Below are 19,965 nucleotides of genomic sequence, written 5' to 3'. Positions count from 1 at the left end.
ATCGCCGAAAGGCAGCTGACGTACCGTCGGCCGCTGTCGCGAGCGGCCGTGACCGGCCGGGGTAGCGTGCAGTCGACACCGACCAGCCGACGCCCGCCGGACGACACCGGCCGCCCGCCCCGGGAGCACCGCCATGACCGAACCGCACACCCCCGCCGCCGCACCTGCCCCCGCCGTGCCCGTTCCCGCCGCACCTGCCCCCGCCGCCCGCCCCGGAGCGCTGGTCGCGCCGGTCTGCGGGCGCACGCCCGAGGTGCACGACGACGCCTTCGTCGCGCCGACCGCGGTCGTCCTCGGCTCGGTGAGCCTGGCCGCAGGCTCCGGCGTCTGGTACCACGCCGTGCTGCGCGGCGACTGCGAGTCGATCACCATCGGCGGGAACAGCAACATCCAGGACAACTGCACGGTCCACGCCGACCCCGGCTTCCCGGTCGTCGTCGGCAGCGGCGTCACGGTGGGCCACAACGCGGTGCTGCACGGCTGCACCGTCGAGGACGAGGTGCTGGTGGGCATGGGCGCGACCGTGCTCAACGGCGCCCGGATCGGCACCGGCTCGCTGATCGCGGCCGGGGCGGTGGTCCCGCAGGGCATGCAGATCCCGCCGAACTCGCTGGTCGCCGGGGTTCCGGCCAAGGTCAAGCGGGAGCTGGGCGAGGAGGACCGGGCCGGGATCAGGCTCAACGGCGAGCACTACGTCCTGCTCGGCCGGGAGCACCGCACGGCGTTCTGACCGGCGCCGGAGCGGTTCGGCGCGGGGTTGGTGTCCGGAAGGGCCGATCAGGAGATATCTTGATGTCGAGAAACGTTGGAGACGTGAAGCGGAGTAGCGGTGACTGACTCGACCATCATCTATACGCACACTGACGAGGCCCCGGCCCTGGCAACGTATTCGTTCCTGCCAGTGGTCCAGGCGTACGCCTCGACAGCGGGCGTCCGCGTGGAGACCCGCGACATCTCCCTGGCCGGGCGCATCATCGCGGGCTTCCCGGAGCGTCTCACCGAGGCGCAGCGCATCGACGACGCCCTCGCCGAGCTGGGCGCCCTGGCCAAGACGCCGGGCGCCAACATCATCAAGCTGCCGAACATCTCGGCCTCCATCCCGCAGCTCAAGGCGGCCATCGCGGAGCTGCAGCAGCAGGGCTACGCGCTCCCGGCCTACCCGGACGACCCGAAGACCGACGAGGAGCGCGACATCCGCGCCCGCTACGACAAGGTCAAGGGCAGCGCCGTCAACCCGGTGCTGCGCGAGGGCAACTCCGACCGGCGCGCCCCCGCCTCGGTCAAGAACTACGCCAAGGCGCACCCGCACCGGATGGGCGCCTGGTCGTCCGACTCCCGGACCAACGTCGCCCACATGACCGCCGAGGACTTCCGCTCCACCGAGAAGTCCGCGGTGATCGCCGAGGACGGCTCGCTGCGCATCGAGCTGGTCGGCGCGGACGGCAGCACCACCGTGCTGCGCGAGTCGGTCCCGGTGCTGGCCGGCGAGGTCGTCGACGCCTCGGTGATGCACGTGGCCGCGCTGCGCGCGTTCTTCGCCGCCCAGGTGGCCCGGGCCAAGGCCGAGGGCGTGCTGTTCTCGGTGCACCTCAAGGCCACCATGATGAAGGTCTCCGACCCGATCATCTTCGGCCACGTGGTCCGCGCCTTCTTCCCCAAGACGTTCGAGCAGTACGGCGCGGTCCTGGCCGCCGCCGGGCTCAGCCCCAACGACGGCCTCGGCGCCATCCTGGGCGGCCTGGACGCGCTGCCCGAGGGCGCGGCGATCAAGGCGTCCTTCGACGCCGAGCTGGCCGAGGGCCCGGCGCTGGCGATGGTCGACTCCGACCGCGGCATCACCAACCTGCACGTCCCCAGCGACGTCATCGTGGACGCCTCGATGCCGGCCATGATCCGCACCTCCGGCCACATGTGGGGCCCGGACGGCAAGGAGGCCGACACCCTGGCGGTCATCCCGGACAGCAGCTACGCCGGGGTCTACCAGGTCGTCATCGACGACTGCCGCGCGCACGGCGCCTTCGACCCGGCGACCATGGGCTCGGTGCCCAACGTCGGCCTGATGGCCCAGGCCGCCGAGGAGTACGGCAGCCACGACAAGACCTTCGAGATCGCCGCCGAGGGCACGGTCCGGGTCGTCGACGCCGCCGGGAACGCCGTGCTGGAGCAGCCGGTCGCGGTCGGCGACGTGTTCCGCATGTGCCAGACCAAGGACGTGCCGATCCGCGACTGGGTGAAGCTCGCGGTCAACCGGGCCCGGGCCACCGGCAACCCGGCCGTGTTCTGGCTGGACCGGGACCGCGCCCACGACGCCAACCTGATCGCCAAGGTCGAGGCGTACCTGCCGGAGCACGACACCGACGGGCTGCAGATCGAGATCCTCACCCCGCAGGAGGCCACCGCCTTCTCGCTGGAGCGCATCCGCCGCGGCGAGGACACCATCTCGGTCACCGGCAACGTGCTGCGCGACTACCTGACCGACCTGTTCCCGATCCTGGAGCTGGGCACCAGCGCCAAGATGCTGTCGGTCGTGCCGCTGATCAACGGCGGCGGGCTGTTCGAGACCGGCGCCGGCGGCTCCGCGCCCAAGCACGTCCAGCAGCTGCTGAAGGAGAACTACCTGCGCTGGGACAGCCTGGGCGAGTTCTTCGCGCTGGCCGCCAGCTTCGAGCACCTGGCCCAGAGCACCGGCAACGCCCGCGCCCAGGTCCTGGCCGACACGCTGGACCGCGCCACCGGGACGTTCCTGGAGGAGGACAAGTCGCCCAGCCGCCGCCTGGGCGGGATCGACAACCGCGGCAGCCACTTCTACCTGGCCCTGTACTGGGCCCAGGAGCTGGCCGGGCAGACCGACGACGCGCAGCTGGCCGAGGCGTTCTCGGGCCTGGCCAAGACCCTGGCCGAGCAGGAGCAGGCCATCGTCGGCGAGCTGATCGCGGTCCAGGGCTCGCCGGTCGACATCGGCGGCTACTACCAGCCCGACCCGGCCAAGGCCGAGGCCGTGATGCGCCCGTCGGCGACCCTGAACGAGGCCCTGGCGACCCTCGGCTGACGAGGCCGCCGCAGGTGAGCAGGTAAGCAGCACCAGGGGCCCCGGCCCGGCACACCGCCGGGACCGGGGCCCCTGCGCGTCCCGGGCGCGGCTGGATAGGGTCGGCGCATGACTGTTTCCGCCGACGGCCTCGGGCCGTTCCGCAGCATGGTCGCCGTGGGCGACTCGTTCACCGAGGGCATGTGCGACGAGGTGCTGGGGGACGGTGAGTACCGGGGCTGGGCGGACCGGGTGGCCGAGCGGCTGGCGGCGCAGGCCGGGGGCGGCTTCCGGTACGCCAACCTGGCCGTGCGCGGCAAGCTGATCGGCCAGATCGTGGACCAGCAGGTGGACCGGGCCGCCTCGCTGGGCGGGGAGCTGGTGACCCTGGCCGGCGGCCTGAACGACGTGCTGCGGCCGGGCTGCGACGTGGAGGCGGTCTGTGCGCAGCTGGGCGAGGCGGCAGGGAAGCTGGCGTCCGGCGCGCGGCTGCTGGTGCTGTTCCACAGCACCGACCCGAGCCGGCGGATGGCGGGCGGCTCGCGGGTGCTCCCGGCGATCCTGCGGCTGAAGCGGTTCGTGTCGGAGCTGGCGGAGCAGCCGGGCGTGGTCGTGGTCGAGCTGTTCGACGCGCCCTGCTTCGACGATCCCCGGCTGTGGGCGGAGGACCGGCTGCACCTGTCGCCGGAGGGGCACCGCCGGGTGGCGGAGGCGGTGCTGCAGGCCGTGGGCCAACCGCCGGAGTTCGACTGGCGGGCGCCGCTGCCGCCGGTCCCGCCGCCCGGCCGGGCGCGTCGGCTGGCGGACGATCTGCGGTGGCTGGGACGGCACTTGGGGCCGTGGGTGATGCGGCGGATCCGGGGCACCTCGTCGGGCGACGGCCGCAGCCCCAAGCGCCCGGAACTGTTGCCCTACCCCTAGACGTGGTAACTCCTGACAGCCTGTCTTCGCCAGCAGATTCGGACAAATGACTAATAACCAGTCTTTACGTCCTGGTCATGATCCGTTCGTGATCACGAAACACCGCTTCGGCAGGATTCGCAGCATGGACAAGTTGACTCGCCACGCCTCCGCCTCCGCCCGCTCCGACACCCGCAGACAGCACTGGCGCCGCGAGACGGTCGAGCTGGCGTCGGTGTTCGTCGCCGTCGCCCTGGCCGACCTGATCGCCAACGTGGTGGTGCACGGCCACGACGGTCCGTTCCTGCTGATCGCCTCCGCACTGGCGCTGATGGCCACGGCGGCTTGGCACGGCTGGTGGTCGCACCGCCACCCGCACGCCCCTCCCGGCCCGGCCCCGGGCGACATCGTGTCGTCCTCCGCCGGGGAGCCCGGCGCCGCGGCGCTGCCCTCGCCGCTGCCGCCGCAGGACCGGGCGCTGTGGCGGATCCGGGCGACGGTCACCGACGCGCCCGGCAGCCTGGCCGCCCTGTGCCGGGCGCTGGCCGACCTGCCGGTCAACATCATCTCCATGCAGGCGCACCCGCTGGCCGACGTCACCATCGACGAGTTCGTGGTCCAGGCCCACGCCGACACCCCGGCGCAGGACATCAGCCGGGCCGTGGTCGCGGCCGGGGGCACCGAGGTGTGGCTGGAGCGCGCCGACGCCCACGACCTGGTGGACGTGCCCACGCGGATCCTCAACCTGGCCACCCGCACCGCCTTGGACGCCGCCGAACTCCCGCTGGCGCTGCGGCAGTTGTTCGGCCGCTGCACCATCCGCTCGCTGCCCGCCGAGATCGACGAGGACGACCTGGACGGCAGCACCATGCGGCTGCGCGACCCCTCGGGCGGGGTGCTGGTGGTCACCCGCGACGAACCGCCGTTCACGCCCACCGAGTTCGCCCGCGCCCGGGCGCTGATCGAGCTGGACGGCCAGCTGGGCCCGCGCGTCCCGGACACCCGGGACCTGCTGACCCTCCCGGCCGGGAACGAGCTGACGGTGCGCCGGGCCGACCCGTCCGACCGGCAGGCCGCGCTGGCGCTGCACGAGCGGTGCAGCACCCGGACGCTGCGGCTGCGCTACCACGGCCCGGTCGGCGACGCCGACCGCTACATCGGCCACCTGCTGGAGCCCCGCTACGGCCAGACCCTGACCGTGGAGACCGGCGACGGCGACCTCGTCGCGCTCGCCCACCTGATGTGGGACGACGGCAGCGCCGAGATCGCCGTGCTGGTCGAGGACGCCTGGCAGCGCCGGGGCCTGGGCGCGGAGCTGGTGCGCAGGCTCGCCGAGCTGGCGCGGGACGCCGGCATCGGCGAGGTCTACGCCGTCACCACCTCGTCCAACACCGGGATGGTGGCCACCCTGCGCCGGCTCGGCGTCCCGCTGGACTACCAGGTCGAGGAGGCCACCCTGGTGATCACCGCGCACCTGGCCCCGGAGCCGGCGGCTACTCGACGGTGACGCTCTTGGCCAGGTTGCGGGGCTTGTCGACGTCCCGCTCCAGCGCGACCGCCGCGTAGTAGGCGAACAGCTGGAGCGGGATGCCGAGCAGGATCGGGTCGAGTTCCGGCTCGTTCTTGGGCACCAGGATCGCGTCCTCGGCCAGCTTGGCGTCGGGGGCGGTGTGGCCGACCATCAGCACCTGGCCGCTGCGGGCGCGGATCTCGCCCAGCGCGGTGAGGTTCTTGTCCAGCAGCTCGTCGTCGGGGACGACGGCCACGGTCGGCAGCTCCGGGCCGATCAGCGCCAGCGGGCCGTGCTTGAGCTCGCTCGCCGGGTACGCCTCGGCGTGGACGTAGGAGACCTCCTTGAGCTTCTGCGCGCCCTCGCGGGCCACCGGGTAGCCGCGCACCCGGCCGATGAACATCATCCCGGCGTGGTTGGCGTACTTGGCGGCCAGGTCGGCGATCTGCTTCTCCTGGGCCAGGATCTCCCGGATCTGGTCCGGCAGCGCCTTCAGTCCGGCGCAGATCCGGCTGCCGTCGGCCGGCGAGAGGTCGTGCACCCGGCCGAGGTGCAGCGCGATCAGCGCGAAGGCCACGGCGGTGGAGGTGAACGCCTTGGTGGAGGCCACCGAGATCTCCGGCCCGGCGTGCAAATACATGCCGCCGTCGCACTCGCGGGCGATGGCGCTGCCCACGGTGTTGACGACGCCCAGCACCCGGCCGCCCTTGCGCTTGATCTCCTGGACGGCGGCCAGCGTGTCGTAGGTCTCGCCGGACTGGCTGACCGCGATGTACAGGGTGTCGGCCTCGATCACCGGGTTGCGGTAGCGGAACTCCGAGGCGGGCTCGGCGTGGGCGGGGATGCGGGCCAGCTCCTCGATCAGCTGCGCGCCCAGCTCGCCCGAGTAGTAGGCGGAGCCGCAGCCGAGGATCTTCACCCGACGGAACGCCCGGGCCTCGCGGGCGTCCATGTTGAGGCCGCCCAGGTGCGCGGTGGAGAAGCGCTTGTCGACGCGGCCGCTGAGGGTGCGCTCGACCGAGGCGGGCTGCTCGTGGATCTCCTTGAGCAGGAAGTGGGCGTGGCCGGCGGTGTCGTAGGACGCCTCCTCCCAGTCCACGATGGAGGGCTGCTTGGCGGTGGCCCGGGCGTCCTCCTGGGTGAAGGTGTTGAAGCCGTCGGCGCGCACGGTCGCCAGCTCGCCGTCGTCCAGGTGCACCACCTGGCGGGTGTAGCGGACCAGCGCGGAGACGTCGGAGGCGGCGAACATCTCCTTCTCGCCGATGCCCAGCACGATCGGGCTGCCGTTGCGGGCGACCACGATCCGGTCGGGCTGCTGGGCGTCCAGGACGGCGATGCCGTACGTCCCGACGATCCGCTTGAGCGCGGCGCGGACGGCGTCCTCCAGCTCGACGCCCTCGGTGGCCAGGCTGGCGATCAGGTGGCCCAGGACCTCGGTGTCGGTCTCGGAGGTGAAGACCACGCCGTCGGCCTCGAGCTTGGCGCGCAGCTCGTCGGCGTTCTCGATGATGCCGTTGTGGACGACCGCGATCCGCCCGGCCTGGTCCAGGTGCGGGTGCGAGTTGGCGTCGCTGGGCACGCCGTGGGTGGCCCAGCGGGTGTGGCCGATGCCGGTCCGGCCGGCGAAGCGGGCCGGGACCAGCGCGGCCAGGTCGGCGACCCGGCCCTTGCTCTTGCGGACCTTCAGCGTCGCCGGGGCGGCACCGTCGGACTGGGCCTGGGCGCCCTGGGCCTTGGCGGCCACGGCGATCCCGGCGGAGTCGTACCCCCGGTACTCCAGGCGCTGCAGGCCCTCCAGCAGGATGGGCGCGGCGTCACGGGAACCGATATAGGCGACGATGCCACACATGGGCGGTGCTCCTTCTAGCTCGGGTGGTGGTCACGGACTGCTGCCGGGCGGCCGTCAGCCGTAGACGGTCCGGCGCAGCTGGCGCGCCGAGAGTTCGGCCGCGCGGACCCGCCGCTGCGGCAGCTCCTGCGCGATCCGCTCGAAGATCCGTTCGTTGGTCAGCCCCTTGGCCTGCAGTTCGCCGTGGCGCCGGCGCACGTACTCCTCGGTGCTCTCGGAGAAGTACGCCAGCACGTCGGCGACGACCCGAGCCGCCTCGCTGGGACCGAGCGCGGTGGTCCGCGCCAGGTGGTCGAGCAGCTCCTCGTGCGGATGCGCAGGTCGGGGCGCTCCCGTCGGGTGCGTGCTGGAGGCGGAGGGACTGGACACGAGGTGAGACCTTACGCAGCCCCTTCGCCGAATCCAAGAATCCTGCCCGAAATCGGGCAGAACACCGCCCGAGTGGAGCCCTAGCCCTCCGATCGGGTTGCGCGAGCGGCCCGCCTGCGGCGTCCGGCCCAGGCCCGGCCGCCCCAGAGCGCCGCGCTCAGCGCCACCAGCAGGCAGCACAGCGTCGGCAGCCAGTTGCCCCAGCGGTCGTACAGGGTGCTGCCGGTCGCCAGCGGCACCCGGTAGACGGTCGCCCCCCGGTCGGCGGTGGTCAGCGGCTGTCCGACCTGGCGCCCGAAGGGGTCGTAGGCGACGCTGACGCCGGTCAGCGTCGCCTGGACCACCGGGCGCCCGGTCTCCGCCGCCCGCAGCGCCGCCAGCGAGGCGTGCTGCTCGGGCGCGGCGGTGTCCTGGAAGGTCGAGGTCGAGGACTGCACCACGATCACCTGCGCACCCCGGTTCACCAGGGTCCGGCTCATGTCCGGGAAGGCGGACTCGAAGCAGATCAGCGGGCCGACCCGGAGCGTGCCGCCGCCGGGCTCGGCCACGGTCATCACCACGTTCTCCGTGCCCCGGCGCCGGTCCACCGCCGCCGCCTTGGAGAAGGAGGTGATCCAGCCGAGCACCGGCCGCAGCGGAACGTACTCGCCGAACGGCACCAGCCGGATCTTGGCGTACTGCTGGCCGGTCAGCCCGTCCGGGCCGACCAGCACCGAGGTCTTGTAGATGCCGCCGCTGCCGCCCTGCGCCGCGTCCACGTTGACCAGCAGCTCCGCCCCGGTCTGCCGGGAGAGCGCGGCGATCTGCGCGGTCAGCGCCGGGTCGGCGCCCAGGTCGTCGGTGAGGCTGCTCTCGCCCCACAGCACCAGGTCGGGACGGTCCCCGACCAGGGTGCGGGTGAGCCGCTCGCCGCGCGCGGTGCGGTCGGCGTCGTTGGCGCTGCCGCCCGGCTGGACCACGCCGACGGCGGCGGTGGCCCCGGTCAGCCGGGGCTGCGGGGCCCAGGCGCAGACCGCGGCCACGCAGGCCGCCAGCGCGGCCAGCGTCCCGTAGCCGACGACGGAGCGGCCCCAGGCCGCGACCAGCACCACCACGGCGGTGTTCACCGCGACGATCAGCAGGCTGTCCAGCCACACCCCGCCGAAGGACGCCAGCACCAGCGCGTCGTGCTGCCGGTACTGGCTGGCCCCGAGCAGCCCCCAGGGGCCGCCCAGGTACTGCCAGGAGCGGACGGTCTCGATGACCAGCCAGCCGCAGGGCACCAGCACCACCGCCGCCAGCGCCCGCCCGGCGTCCGGACGGCCGCGCAGCAGCCGCCACACCAGCCAGCCCCAGGGCGCCCAGAACAGGCCGAGCAGCGCGGCCAGGGCCACGATGGCGACGCTGAGGGTGGGGATCAGCCAGCTCATCACCCCGATCAGGAAGCCGATCCCGCCGTACCAGCCGAGCTTCAGCGCCCGGCGCGGCGTGGGCGCGGTGCGCAGCACCAGCATCAGCGGCACCAGGCACACGTAGGCGAACCACCACCAGCCGATGGTCGGGAAGATCAGCACCGGCAGCGCGCCGGTGGCGGCGGTGAGCAGCGGCATCCGGCTGTTCCGGGCGGCCCGCCGCAGCCGGCCGCCGCCGCCCGCAGGGTCGGGAGCGCCGTCCGGGCCGCGCTCCGGCTCGGTGTCCGGGCCGCGCTCCGGCTCGGTGTCCGGGCCGCCCGCGGCCTGCGCCGCGTCGCCGTCGCCCCCCGGCGCGGGCACCCCGCCCCCGCCCTTGGGCGCCCTCCCCGCGACAAAGCTCACGTTCCCGCCTCTCGTCGGACAACTCTCCCAGTGTCCGCACATTCCCGCAGTTCAGCACTTCGAACACCGGATTCGGTTGCGAACGGCACCGAAGGGAGGCACCCCGGGCGGCAGCGCGGACGCCCCGCCCTCACACCTCCGCGGCACCGTCATACCATCTGGCGCATGAACGACTTCCGTGCCGCCGGGCACTCCGCCGTCGACCTGCTCGCCGACTACCTCGGCGGCCTGGCCGACCGCCCGGTCTGGCAGCCCGTGGAACCGGCCGCCCGGGAGCGGCTGCTGGGCCTGCCGCTGCCGGTCCGGGGCCGGGGGCTGGAGGAGCTGGTCGCGGAGATCGGCCGCGAGGTGCTGCCGTACCCGATGGGCAACGGCCATCCGCGCTTCTTCGGCTGGGTGAACGCCGCGCCCGCGCCGGCCGGGGTGCTGGGCGCGCTGGCCGCCGCCGCGATGAACCCCAGCTCGGCCGGGGGCGACCACGCCGACGTGCACCTGGAGCGCACGGTTGTCCGCTGGATAGCCGAGCTGGCCGGGTTCCCGCACCCGCCCGGCGCCGGGCTGCTCACCTCCGGCGCGTCGATGGCGACCATCGTCGCCCTGGGCGCGGCCCGCAGCCGGGCCGCGCTGCGGCTGGGCGCGGACGTCCGCGAGCAGGGCCTGGCGGCGCTGCCGACGCTGACCGGCTACGCGGGCGTGGAGAGCCACTCCTGCGTCCGCAAGGCCGTCGAGCTGCTGGGGCTGGGCAGCCGGAACCTGCGCACGGTGGCCTCCGACGCGGGCGGCCACCTCGACCCGGCCGCCCTGCAGGCGCAGGTGCGGGCCGACCGCGCGGCCGGGCTGGCGCCGTTCCTGGCGGTGGCCTCGGCCGGGACGGTCAACACCGGCGCCGTCGACGACCTGGACGCCATCGCCGACGTCTGCGCCGAGGAGGGGCTGTGGCTGCACGTGGACGGCGCCTACGGGGCCTTCGGCGTGCTCGACCCGGTGGTGGCGCACCGCTACGCGGGCCTGGACCGCGCCGACTCGCTGGCGCTGGACCCGCACAAGTGGCTGGGCGTGCCGGTGGACTGCGGCTGCGTCCTGGTCCGCGACCCGGCCGGGCTGCGCGCGACGTTCAGCCTGGTGCCGTCCTACCTGCGGGACGACTCCGGGGACGGCCTGGGCTGGTTCTCCGAGTACGGCATCGAGCAGACCCGGCCGTTCCGCTCGCTGAAGGTGTGGGCGACCATCGCCGCCGCCGGGCGCGAGGGCATCGCCCGGAATGTGGCGCAGTGCACCGCGATGGCCCGGCGGCTGGGCGAACTGGTCGAGGCAGAGCCGGAGTTGGAGCTGCTAGCAGCGGTGGAGAGCTCGATCACGGCCTTCCGCTGGGCCCCGGCCGGGGTGGACGCGGAGCTGCTGGAGCGGGTGAACCAGGCGCTGCCGGCGGCCGTCCAGGAGCGCGGCCGGGCCTTTGTCACCGGGACGGTCCTGGCCGGGCGGGAGGCGGTCCGGGCCTGCCTGATCAACCCGGCCGTCACCGAGCCGGACCTGGCGGTCCTGGTGGCGGAGGTGCGCGCGGCCGGGGCGGAGCTGCTCAAGACCCTCGGCGGCTGACACCCGGCCGGGTTCGGACGGCGGGCTGGGCTCGGACGCCGGGCCGGGCTCAGCGCAGCCGCCAGGGCGGCCGGACGCCGGAGGCGAACGCGGCCTGCCCCTCGGCCAGCGCGGCCGGGTCGTTGCCGACCTGCACCAGGGTCTTGGCCACCTGCAGCGCCTGCCGGTAGCCGAGTTCCTGCGCGTACCAGACCGCCCGCACGGTGGCCTGCACCGCCAGCGTCGGCTGCGCGGCGACGGCCGCGGCCACCCGGGCGGCGGCGGCCCGCAGCCCGGCGGCCGGGACGACCTCCTGCACCAGGCCGATCTCGTAGGCGCGGCGGGCCGAGAGCCGCTCGTACGCGCCGGTGAGCTGCATCCGCATCACCTCGCCCAGCGGCATCCGCTGCAGCATCGCCATCGACTCGAAGACCGAGGCCATGCCGTAGCTGGTGTGCGGGTCGAAGAAGGTGGCGTGCTCGGCGGCGATGATGAACTCGACCTGGCCGAGCAGGTAGAAGGCCCCGCCGCAGGCCATGCCGTTGACCGCGGCGATCACCGGCTTCCAGAGGTCCCCGGCGGTCTTGGGGCTGATCCAGTCGCCGGGGTCGTCGAAGTGCAGCGGGGTGCCGCCGCGGGTGCCGATGGGCAGGGCGGGGTCGGCCAGGGCGCCGCGGTCGACGCCGGTGCAGAAGGCCCGGTCGCCCGCGCCGGTGAGCACCACCGCCCGCACCTCGTCGTCCTCGCGCAGCTCCCGCCAGAGCGTCCGCAGCTCCCGCATCATCCGCAGGTCGAAGGCGTTGTGGACCTCGGGGCGGTCCAGCACCACCCAGGCGACGTGGTCGCTGACGTCGCAGCGCAGCGTGGCGAAGTCCTGGCGCACGGCGGTCCTCCGGTCGGTCGCGGCTCTGGCCTTTCCGACAAGAACACGTTCTACTCTTGCCGGGGTCATCCTCCCGCCCCCGCGCCCGTACAGGAAGAGGCCCGACATGAGGCAGGACACCCGGCCGGACGCCGCCCGCGCCGCCGCCGAGCAGCGCCACGGCCGCCGGATCATGATGACCCCGGCCGAGCGGGACGCCTTCCTGGCCGGGCGGCGCACCTGCCGGGTGGCCACCGTCGCCGCCGACGGCCGCCCGCACGCCACCCCGCTGTGGTTCGCCTGGGACGGCTCGGCGCTGTGGCTCTACTCGGTCACCCGCAGCCGCCGCTGGTCCGAGCTGGCGGCCGACCCGCGGATCGCGGTGGTGGTGGACGACGGCGAGGAGTACGGCGAGCTGCGCGGCGTCGAGCTGACCGGCGAGGTGCGGCAGGTCGGCGAGGCCCCCAGGACCGGGCTGGACGTGGCCGAGCTGGAGCTGCCGGAGCGGCTGTTCGCCGCCAAGTACGGCTTCGGCCGGGCCATGGTCCACGACGGCCGGCACGCCTGGCTGCGGCTGGACCCGCGCACCGTCACCAGCTGGGACTTCGCCAAACTGGGCGGGCGGTTCGCAAGGTAACGCACGTCACAGCAGGTCACCGCGGGCCCGGCGGCCGGGCCGGGGCCCCGGTCTGCGACGATGTCCCGATGGTGGACGCGACCGGAGTGACCGACCAGCAGCCCAGCACCATCTCCAGCTTCGTGGACCTGCTGCGGCTCGACGACATCGACCTCAACCTGTTCCGGGGCTGGTGCCACGCGGGCGCGCCGCTGCGCGCCTTCGGCGGTCAGGTCGCCGCGCAGGCCCTGGTCGCGGCCGGTCGCACCGTCCCGGCCGGGCGGCTGGTGCACTCCCTGCACGGCTACTTCATGCGCCCCGGCGACCCGCGCCGCCCGCTGGTGTACGAGGTGGAGCGGCTGCGCGACGGCCGCTCGTACGCCACCCGCCGGGTCACCGCGATCCAGCGCGGCGAGGCCGTGTTCACCCTCTCCGCCTCGTTCAAGGTGCCCGAGGAGAGCCCCGAGCGGCAGCGCGCCGTCCCGCTGCTGCCCGATCCGGAGCTGCTGCCCGACCCGTACGCCGACTGGGCCGACGACGGCACCGGCGGCTACTGGGCCACCACCGGGCGGCTCACCCTGGACATGCGCACCGTGCCCAGCGGCTCGACCTCGCTGCCCGGGCGGCAGACCGGGGTGGAGGAGCAGTACGTCTGGCTGAAGTCCGCCTCCCCGCTGCCCGGCGACGACCCGCTGATGCACGTCTGCGCCCTGGCCTACCTCTCCGACCTGACGCTGGCCTCCACCGCCGCCATGCACCTGCAGCGCCCCCGGGCCGAGCGCAGGGGGCCGTCCCGGATCAGCCTGGCCTCGCTGGACCACGCGATGTGGTTCCACCGGCCGTTCCGGGCCGACGAGTGGCTGCTGTTCGCGCAGCGCAGCCCCAGCGCCGGGGACGGACGCGGGCTGGCGCAGGGCGAGTTCTACACCCGGGACGGCCGACTGGTCGCCTCGGTGGTGCAGGAGGCGCTGGTCAGGGAGCTGCACCAGGGGGCGTCCGGCGGCAGTTCGAGCTGATGGGGTGTCATACACCTGCCGCACCGTTCCCGGTACCATGACAGCGTGTCCAAGGTAGACCTGTCCCCCAGGCCGGTCGAGGCAATGTCTCCCCGCCAGTTGGAACGTCGGCAGTACCTGATCAGGGCAGCGCTCGAGCTCGTCTCGGAGATCGGCGTCGAACGCGTCCAGATGAAGCAGGTGAGCGAGCGCTCGGGGGTCGCCCTCGGGACGACGTACCGCTACTTCTCCTCCAAGGACCATCTGCTGGCCTCGGCCGTCTCCGACTGGCGCGGCAAGCTGATGGCCGACCTGGCGACCGAGCTGCGCGCCCCGGCCGCCCTGCCGAGCGCGGTGGACACCGGGACGGCGGACCGGGTCGTCCGCTTCGTCCACCGGGGCATGCGCGCCTTCCAGCGCCAGCCGAACCTGGCGCACCTGCTGGTGTCGGTCACGGTCTCCACCGACCCGTTCGCCAGCGAGGTCGTGGACGCCATGGCCGCTGCCGGGCGGGCCTCGCTGCTGGCGCTGATGCCGGAGGTGCCGCCGTCCGCCGGCACGGTGCTGCCGATGCTGATCGACAGCGCCTGGCACAGCGAGCTGGTCGCCTGGGTGACCGGGCGCAACACCCTCGCCGACGCCTTCCTGCACCTGGACGAGATCATCCGGCTGCTGCTGGCCCCCTACGCCCGCGGCTGACCGCCGCCGGGCCCGGCGGCCGGGCTCAGGCGCCGACCGGGCGGCGGTCCACCGGGGTGTGCGGGGTCACCTCGGCCTCGGCGGTGCGGCGCGGGCCGGACCACGGCGCGGGCACGGCGTCGATGTCGTACGCCAGCCGGTAGCCCAGCGCCTCGTAGTTGACCCGCCAGCCGCGGAAGTGCGGCCATGCCTGCTCCGGGGTGCGCTCCATCGGGAACCCCTGCTCGGCCATCCGCTCCACGCCCTTCAGGAAGGTCTCGTAGGTCAGGTCGATCGGGTCGTCCGGCAGCGGGTCGGCGTTGTAGGCGATGCCGCGCACGTCGGCGAGGTCCCGCATGCAGACGAAGCCGGCCCGCAGCGCCAGCCGCACCTGGGTCTGCGGGCTGGACGGGTTGAACGCCAGGTGCAGCGCAGCCGCGTCCAGCACCGCGATCAGCGCGACCAGCCAGTTGCGGCCGGCCCGGGCCGAGCGGAACTGGATCAGCACGGCGTAGGTGGTGTGGCTCTCGGCCACCTCGGCGCTCCACCGCTCCCAGTTGGCGAACAGCTCCAGCAGCGAGTCCAGCAGGTCGACCTGGGCGAAGCGGGCCAGGATCTCCGGCCCCCAGGGCGGGCTCCCGGCCCGCGACTGCAGCAGCGTCACCTCCGCCTCGCGGCGGGCGTACGCACCGTACAGCGAGGGCAGGTAGCCCACCTGGAGGGCGATCACGATCGGCCCGGTGGCGGCCGCGCAGAAGTCCACGGCCGTCAGCGCGCTGCGCCTGCTGCTGGCGAAGCCCAGGGTGAACAGCGAGGATCCGGCCTCGCTCAGCGAGGCCTTCACCCCGAAGCCGCTGACCGAGGCCTCCAGCAGGGCGTAGCCGACCATGAAGGACGCCAGCCACAGCACCAGGGTGACCAGGATCGACAGCGGGGCCACCGGCGCCAGCACCCGGTCCTTGCGCTCGGCGGTGGCGCAGCGGTCGGCGACCGCCTGGTAGGGCACGAACAGCACCCGGCGGACCAGGCTGGTGAAACTGGAACGCGAGGGCCGGGGCAGCACCAGGGTGCGGACCACCGACGAGAACACCCCGGCGACCACGAGCACGCCCAGCACGCCCAGCACGATTCTCACCTGCATGTCCCCTCTGCCCAGCGGACCGGATGTCCGGGATCAGGGTATGACCGCGGGCCCGCCGCCGCGCCCGCACCGCCGCCGCACCGCCGCGGCCGTGCCTGCGCAACCCGCGCCTGCGCGGCTGTCCGGATGTCAAGTTGCCGTCAGGGCAACCGATTTGAAACGGTAGGGTGGGCTGGCGCGGTCATACGACATTTCCCCTCATGGCCCTGCTGTCACGTCAACTCCCCCTGGCACCAGCGTGTCGGCCGCTCCCTGCGCCGAGCGCTACGAGGATCCGATTGATGTCTGTTCAGAGGTCCGCCCATGCGCCGGACTTTCCCAGGGCGCGCTCCCTCCTGCTGGCCCTGGTCGGCGCCGCCGTCGCCGGCGGCCTGTGCCTCTGGGCGGTCCAGCGCGCCGCCTCGGCCGACCGGTGGCCGATCGCCTGCTTCGGCGCGGCTGCCGCGCTGCTGCTGGCGGTGGTCCCGCCGCTGGCCGCCTCCCGCTCCCGGGCCGTGCACCGGCTGCGCGACGGCGAGTCGCTGCGCGCGGAGTCCGCCCACGCGGCTGCCGCGCAGACCGACGCGGCGCACCGCGTGGCGGCGGAGGCCGAGTCGGCGCGCAGAGCCGCGGTCGCGTCCGAGAACTCGCTGCGGACGGCGCTGGCCAGGGAGCTGGCCCGGTCCGCCGCGCTGGAGGTCGAGCTGCGGGAGCTGGCCGCGGACAGCGGCCGGTCGACGGCGGCGGCCGAACGCCTCGCCGGGCAGGTCATCCCGGAGGCGGTCAAGCACCTGCGCGAGGGCGCCTCGGCCTCGACCGTGCTGGCCCAGGCCCCGACCGACCTCGACCGGGCCCACCTGCGGATCCTGGAGACGCTGGTGCAGGAGGTCGGCACCAGCGAGCGCCTGCGCGCCTCCTCCATGGCCGCCTGCGCCAACGCCGCCGGACGCGTCCAGGCGCTGGCCACCGGCATGCTGGCCGACCTGCGCGAGATGGAGAACCGGCACAGCGAGGAGGTGCTCGGCGACCTGCTGCAGCTGGACCACGGCACCGCCCAGGCCGGGCGGCTCGCGGACAGCATCGCGGTGCTCACCGGCGCCCGCTCCGGGCGGCGCTGGACCAAGCCGATCGTGATGGAGAGCGTGCTGCGCGGCGCGATGGGCCGGATCAGCGCCTACCAGCGGGTCCGGCTGCACTTCTCCAGCTCCGCCGCGGTGGCGGGCTACGCGGCCGAGGGCGTCATGCACGTCCTGGCCGAGCTGATGGACAACGCCGCCAGTTTCTCGCCGCCCACCGAGGAGGTGCACGTCTACGCCCAGGAGACGCAGACCGGGGTGGTGGTCACCGTCGAGGACGGCGGACTGGTGATGGCCGCGGCCACCCTGGCCCGCGCCGAGCGGCTGGTCTCCGCCGAGCCGCTGGACCTGACCACGCTCTCCGGCACCCGGCTGGGGCTGGCGGTCGTCGGCTGCCTGGCCCGCAAGCACGGGCTCACGGTGTCCTTCCGGCCGTCCTCGCGCGGCGGCACCGGCGTGGTGGTGCTCATCCCGCAGCGGCTGCTCACCCGTCCGCAGGAGCAGGAGCAGGACCAGGCACCCGGCGGCCGGGACCGGCCCACCCCGGCGGCAGCCGCCCCGACCCGGCAGCCCGCCCCGACCCGGCAGCCCGAGCCCCGGGCACTCCCGGCCCCGGCCGCCCCCGGCGTACCGGCCGCACCCGCCGCCCTGGTCACCGCCCCGGACGCCGCCGCGACAGAAGCCGCCGAAGCCGCCCCGGCGGCAGCCGCGAGCGCCCCGGCCGAGCTGCCCAAGCGTCCGCGCGGGCAGACCCTGGCCGCGTCGGTCCGGACGCCCGCCCCGGCCGTCGACCCGGACCGGACCCGGGAGATCCGCCCCCGGCCGGACGCCGGCGCCCGCTTCGGCGCGTTCCAGGCGGCCGTCCGCCAGGCCCCGGACGCCACCGACACCGACCCCTCGTCAGCGCAGAACGGACAGGACACCCCACGATGACCACGAGCACGACCGACCGCAGCCTGGACTGGCTGCTGGAGAACCTGCTGGAGAAGACCCCCGGGGCCCGGCACGCCCTGGTGCTGTCCCGCGACGGCCTCAAGCTCTGCCTGACCTCCGGGCTGTCGGTGGACCAGGCGGACCAGCTGGCGGCCATCGCCTCCGGGATCCAGAGCCTGTCCCACGGCGCGTCGGTCGAGTTCGGCGACGGCACCGGCGGGGTCCGCCAGTCGATGACCGAGTTCCACGGCGGCATCCTGTTCATCGTGGAGGCCGGGGTCGGCGCGCACCTCGCCGTCATCGCCGACGACGACGCCGACGCGGGCGTGGTCGGCCACAACATGAACGAGCTGATCGAGCAGATAGGCGAGCATCTGCGGGCCGAGCCGAGGCAGCAGGCATGATCCGCCGCCCGGTCGACAGCGGCGACCCGGACCGGCTGTACACCGTCACCGGCGGCCGCACCCGGTCCTACGAGCGGTCGTTCGACCTGGTCACGCTGATCGTCAAGGAGAGCGGTCCCGCCCCCGGGATGCAGTCCGAGCACATCAGGATCCTGCAGCTGTGCGCGCGCCCGGTGGCCGTGGTGGAGCTGGCCTCGCTGCTGGACCTCCCGGTCGGCGTGGTGAAGATCCTGCTGTGCGACCTGCTCGACTCGGGCCGGATCACCGCCCGCCATCCGCAGTCGTCCGGGCGGGGAGCCAGGCTCCCGGCGCCCGAAACCTTGAAGAGGGTGCTCGTTGGCCTCCAGAACCTCTGACCCGGACACCGCCGGACCGCGTCCGGACGGGCAGCCGCTGCGCACCTCCGCCAGCGACGGGCTCAAGATCGTCGTCGTCGGCGGCTTCGGCGCGGGCAAGACCACCCTGGTCGGCTCGGTCAGCGAGATCCGCCCGCTCAGCACCGAGGAGGTGATGACCCAGGCGGGCGTCGGCGTCGACGACAGCGAGGGGGTGCGGACCAAGTCCACCACCACCGTCGCCTTCGACTTCGGCCGGATCACCCTGGACGACGAGATGGTGCTCTACCTGTTCGGCGCGCCCGGCCAGGAGCGCTTCTGGTTCCTGTGGGACCGGCTGTTCTCCGGCACCCTGGGCGCGGTGGTGCTGGTGGACACCCGGCGGCTGGCCGACTCCTGGTACGCCATCGACCGGCTGGAGCACCACGGGCTGCCGTTCGTGGTGGCCCGCAACAACTTCGAGGAGCCCGAGCACTCGCTGGAGCAGGTCCGCGAGGCGCTGTCGCTCAACCCGGACGTGCCGCTGCTGGACTGCGACGCGCGCAAGCGGGACTCCAGCCGGGACGTGCTGATCGCCCTCGTCCGCCACCTGCAGGACCTTTCCGCACAGGAGACCATGTCGTGACGACCCATCAGGAACCGTCGGCGGCCTCGGCCCCGGCCGCCGCCGCGGGCTGCCCGGCGCACCGGGGCGGGGAGGAGACCGGCCCGGACGGGACCGCCCGGATGCACTCGCCCCGCTTCCAGAGCGACCCCGCCGAGCTGTACCGGGCGCTGCGCCGCGAGCACGGACCGGTGGCGCCGATCCTGCTGGACGGCGACATCCCGGCGTGGCTGGTGCTCGGCTACCGCGAGGTGCACTACGTCACCAGCAACTCCGAGCTGTTCGCCCGCGACTCCCGCCGCTGGCACGCCTGGGACCGCATCCCGGCCGACTGGCCGCTGCTGCCGTACGTCTTCTACACCCCCTCGGTGCTGTTCAAGGAGGGCGCCGAGCACCAGCGGCGGGCCGGGGCCATCACCGACGTGCTCTCCGAGGTGGACCTGTTCGAGCTGCGGGCCGACAGCGAGCGGGTCGCCGACGCGCTCATCGACGGCTTCGCCGGAGCCGGCTCGGCCGAGCTGATGGCCGACTACGCCGCGCAGGTCCCACTGCGGGTGGTGGCCGGGCTGTTCGGGCTGGCCCGGGAGGAGATCTTCGACCTGGAGCGGGACATGGTCGCCTCGCTGGACGACGGGCCCGGCGCGGTCGAGGCGTACCAGCGGATCCACGACTGCATGGCCCGGTTGCTGCAGCGGGGACGCCGCCGGCCCGGCCCCGACGTCGCCTCGCGGATGCTGGCGCACCCGGCCGGGCTGGAGGACGAGGAGATCATCCAGGACATGATCTCCATCATCGCCGCGGGCCAGCAGCCGACGTCCAACTGGATCGGCAACACGCTGCGGCTGATGCTGACCGACGACCGGTTCGCGGTCACCCTCTCCGGCGGCCGGCGCAGCGTCAGCCAGGCGCTGAACGAGGTGCTGTGGGTGGACACCCCGACGCAGAACTTCGTCGGCCGCTGGGCCGCCCGGGACACCTCGCTGGCCGGGCAGAAGATCCGCAAGGGCGACTGCCTGGTGCTCGGGCTGGCGGCGGCCAACACCGACCCGGCGGTGCAGCCGGACTTCACCGCGGGCTCGGTGGGCAACCAGGCGCACCTGTCGTTCAGCCACGGCGAGCACCGCTGCCCGGTCCCGGCCCCGGAGATGGCCGAGGTGATCGCCCGGGCCGCGGTGGAGGTGCTGCTGGACCGGCTGCCGGACGTGATGCTGACGGTGCCCGGCTCGGAGCTGCAGTGGCGTCCGTCGGTCTGGATGCGCGGCCCGGCGGCGCTGCCGGTGGAGTTCACCTCGCTGTGAGGCGGCGCCGCGCGGCCCGG

Annotated in this window: 18 protein-coding genes; 13 read left to right on the top strand and 5 right to left on the bottom strand. The window is 74.0% G+C overall.

Going from position 1 to position 19,965, the window contains the following annotated elements; translation table 11 throughout:
- Window positions 1-220 precede the first annotated feature (220 nt).
- The 4 genes from GXW83_RS11280 (at window position 221) to GXW83_RS11265 (ending at window position 5,435) form a co-directional block, all read left to right on the top strand.
- Window positions 221-730, top strand: a complete 510-nt coding sequence (locus GXW83_RS11280) for a gamma carbonic anhydrase family protein (protein ID WP_225447468.1) — start codon at window positions 221-223, stop codon at window positions 728-730.
- Between the two features lie 99 nt (window positions 731-829).
- A complete protein-coding gene (locus GXW83_RS11275) occupies window positions 830-3,049 on the top strand; it encodes an NADP-dependent isocitrate dehydrogenase (protein WP_182442944.1) in 2,220 nt (739 codons plus the stop codon).
- A 108-nt stretch (window positions 3,050-3,157) separates the two neighbouring features.
- Entirely contained in the window at window positions 3,158-3,949 is a 792-nt protein-coding gene (locus GXW83_RS11270; protein ID WP_182442943.1) for an SGNH/GDSL hydrolase family protein, read from the top strand.
- A 124-nt stretch (window positions 3,950-4,073) separates the two neighbouring features.
- Window positions 4,074-5,435, top strand: a complete 1,362-nt coding sequence (locus tag GXW83_RS11265) for a GNAT family N-acetyltransferase (protein WP_182442942.1) — start codon at window positions 4,074-4,076, stop codon at window positions 5,433-5,435.
- Here the strand turns inward: GXW83_RS11265 and glmS are convergent.
- The 3 genes from glmS to lnt all read right to left on the bottom strand — a co-directional run bounded on the left by glmS (window position 5,422) and on the right by lnt (window position 9,449).
- Entirely contained in the window at window positions 5,422-7,287 is a 1,866-nt protein-coding gene (gene glmS / locus GXW83_RS11260; RefSeq protein WP_182442941.1) for a glutamine--fructose-6-phosphate transaminase (isomerizing), read from the bottom strand. The genes GXW83_RS11265 and glmS overlap by 14 nt on opposite strands.
- A 54-nt stretch (window positions 7,288-7,341) precedes the next feature.
- The gene (locus GXW83_RS11255) at window positions 7,342-7,656 is read right to left on the bottom strand and encodes a hypothetical protein (RefSeq protein ID WP_182442940.1); all 315 of its coding nucleotides are present in this window, start codon (window positions 7,654-7,656) and stop codon (window positions 7,342-7,344) included.
- A gap of 80 nt (window positions 7,657-7,736) precedes the next feature.
- Window positions 7,737-9,449: an apolipoprotein N-acyltransferase gene (lnt, locus tag GXW83_RS11250; protein ID WP_370466638.1), complete on the bottom strand. Its 1,713-nt coding sequence runs from the start codon at window positions 9,447-9,449 to the stop codon at window positions 7,737-7,739.
- A 165-nt stretch (window positions 9,450-9,614) separates the two neighbouring features.
- On the opposite strand from lnt, the gene GXW83_RS11245 reads away from it, so the two are divergent.
- Window positions 9,615-11,045, top strand: a complete 1,431-nt coding sequence (locus GXW83_RS11245) for a pyridoxal-dependent decarboxylase (protein ID WP_182442939.1) — start codon at window positions 9,615-9,617, stop codon at window positions 11,043-11,045.
- A gap of 49 nt (window positions 11,046-11,094) precedes the next feature.
- On the opposite strand, the gene GXW83_RS11240 is transcribed toward GXW83_RS11245, so the two are convergent.
- On the bottom strand, window positions 11,095-11,907 hold the full coding sequence (locus GXW83_RS11240; RefSeq protein ID WP_225446902.1) for an enoyl-CoA hydratase/isomerase family protein: 813 nt from the start codon (window positions 11,905-11,907) through the stop codon (window positions 11,095-11,097).
- Between the two features lie 106 nt (window positions 11,908-12,013).
- Between GXW83_RS11240 and GXW83_RS11235 the strand changes: the two genes are divergently transcribed.
- The 3 genes from GXW83_RS11235 to GXW83_RS11225 all read left to right on the top strand — a co-directional run bounded on the left by GXW83_RS11235 (window position 12,014) and on the right by GXW83_RS11225 (window position 14,196).
- Window positions 12,014-12,523 carry a pyridoxamine 5'-phosphate oxidase family protein gene (locus GXW83_RS11235; RefSeq protein ID WP_182442937.1) on the top strand — a complete coding sequence of 170 codons (510 nt, stop codon included), beginning with the start codon at window positions 12,014-12,016 and terminating at the stop codon, window positions 12,521-12,523.
- 68 nt (window positions 12,524-12,591) lie between these two features.
- A complete protein-coding gene (locus GXW83_RS11230; RefSeq protein WP_182442936.1) occupies window positions 12,592-13,518 on the top strand; it encodes an acyl-CoA thioesterase II in 927 nt (308 codons plus the stop codon).
- A 45-nt stretch (window positions 13,519-13,563) separates the two neighbouring features.
- Complete coding sequence (locus GXW83_RS11225) at window positions 13,564-14,196, top strand: TetR/AcrR family transcriptional regulator (protein ID WP_182442935.1); 633 nt, start codon at window positions 13,564-13,566, stop codon at window positions 14,194-14,196.
- 25 nt (window positions 14,197-14,221) lie between these two features.
- On the opposite strand, the gene GXW83_RS11220 is transcribed toward GXW83_RS11225, so the two are convergent.
- Window positions 14,222-15,316: a hypothetical protein gene (locus GXW83_RS11220; RefSeq protein ID WP_225446901.1), complete on the bottom strand. Its 1,095-nt coding sequence runs from the start codon at window positions 15,314-15,316 to the stop codon at window positions 14,222-14,224.
- Window positions 15,317-15,597: 281 nt separating this feature from the next.
- Between GXW83_RS11220 and GXW83_RS11215 the strand changes: the two genes are divergently transcribed.
- The 5 genes from GXW83_RS11215 to GXW83_RS11195 are packed head-to-tail and all read left to right on the top strand — an operon-like array spanning window position 15,598 to window position 19,945.
- The gene (locus GXW83_RS11215) at window positions 15,598-17,304 is read left to right on the top strand and encodes a sensor histidine kinase KdpD (protein WP_182442934.1); all 1,707 of its coding nucleotides are present in this window, start codon (window positions 15,598-15,600) and stop codon (window positions 17,302-17,304) included.
- A complete protein-coding gene (locus GXW83_RS11210) occupies window positions 17,301-17,708 on the top strand; it encodes a roadblock/LC7 domain-containing protein (RefSeq protein ID WP_182442933.1) in 408 nt (135 codons plus the stop codon). The genes GXW83_RS11215 and GXW83_RS11210 overlap by 4 nt, the downstream gene beginning before the upstream one ends.
- The gene (locus GXW83_RS11205; protein ID WP_182442932.1) at window positions 17,705-18,064 is read left to right on the top strand and encodes a DUF742 domain-containing protein; all 360 of its coding nucleotides are present in this window, start codon (window positions 17,705-17,707) and stop codon (window positions 18,062-18,064) included. The genes GXW83_RS11210 and GXW83_RS11205 overlap by 4 nt, the downstream gene beginning before the upstream one ends.
- Entirely contained in the window at window positions 18,045-18,668 is a 624-nt protein-coding gene (locus tag GXW83_RS11200) for an ATP/GTP-binding protein (RefSeq protein ID WP_182442931.1), read from the top strand. Before GXW83_RS11205 ends, GXW83_RS11200 begins: the two co-directional genes overlap by 20 nt.
- Window positions 18,665-19,945 carry a cytochrome P450 gene (locus GXW83_RS11195; RefSeq protein WP_182442930.1) on the top strand — a complete coding sequence of 427 codons (1,281 nt, stop codon included), beginning with the start codon at window positions 18,665-18,667 and terminating at the stop codon, window positions 19,943-19,945. The genes GXW83_RS11200 and GXW83_RS11195 overlap by 4 nt, the downstream gene beginning before the upstream one ends.
- Window positions 19,946-19,965: the final 20 nt, after the last annotated feature.

The organism is Streptacidiphilus sp. PB12-B1b, assembly GCF_014084125.1.
Lineage (GTDB): Bacteria > Actinomycetota > Actinomycetes > Streptomycetales > Streptomycetaceae > Streptacidiphilus.
This window is presented reverse-complemented; position numbering and strand designations above follow the sequence as displayed.

Bases quoted from the DNA above. Each gene is read 5' to 3' on its own strand.
- GXW83_RS11245 (WP_182442939.1), top strand. From the start codon at position 9,615: ATGAACGACTTCCGTGCCGCCGGGCACTCCGCCGTCGACCTGCTCGCC.
- GXW83_RS11230 (WP_182442936.1), top strand. From the start codon at position 12,592: ATGGTGGACGCGACCGGAGTGACCGACCAGCAGCCCAGCACCATCTCC.
- GXW83_RS11270 (WP_182442943.1), top strand. From the start codon at position 3,158: ATGACTGTTTCCGCCGACGGCCTCGGGCCGTTCCGCAGCATGGTCGCC.
- GXW83_RS11220 (WP_225446901.1), bottom strand. From the start codon at position 15,316: ATGCAGGTGAGAATCGTGCTGGGCGTGCTGGGCGTGCTCGTGGTCGCC.
- GXW83_RS11235 (WP_182442937.1), top strand. From the start codon at position 12,014: ATGAGGCAGGACACCCGGCCGGACGCCGCCCGCGCCGCCGCCGAGCAG.
- GXW83_RS11265 (WP_182442942.1), top strand. From the start codon at position 4,074: ATGGACAAGTTGACTCGCCACGCCTCCGCCTCCGCCCGCTCCGACACC.
- GXW83_RS11215 (WP_182442934.1), top strand. From the start codon at position 15,598: ATGTCTGTTCAGAGGTCCGCCCATGCGCCGGACTTTCCCAGGGCGCGC.
- glmS (WP_182442941.1), bottom strand. From the start codon at position 7,287: ATGTGTGGCATCGTCGCCTATATCGGTTCCCGTGACGCCGCGCCCATC.
- GXW83_RS11205 (WP_182442932.1), top strand. From the start codon at position 17,705: ATGATCCGCCGCCCGGTCGACAGCGGCGACCCGGACCGGCTGTACACC.
- GXW83_RS11210 (WP_182442933.1), top strand. From the start codon at position 17,301: ATGACCACGAGCACGACCGACCGCAGCCTGGACTGGCTGCTGGAGAAC.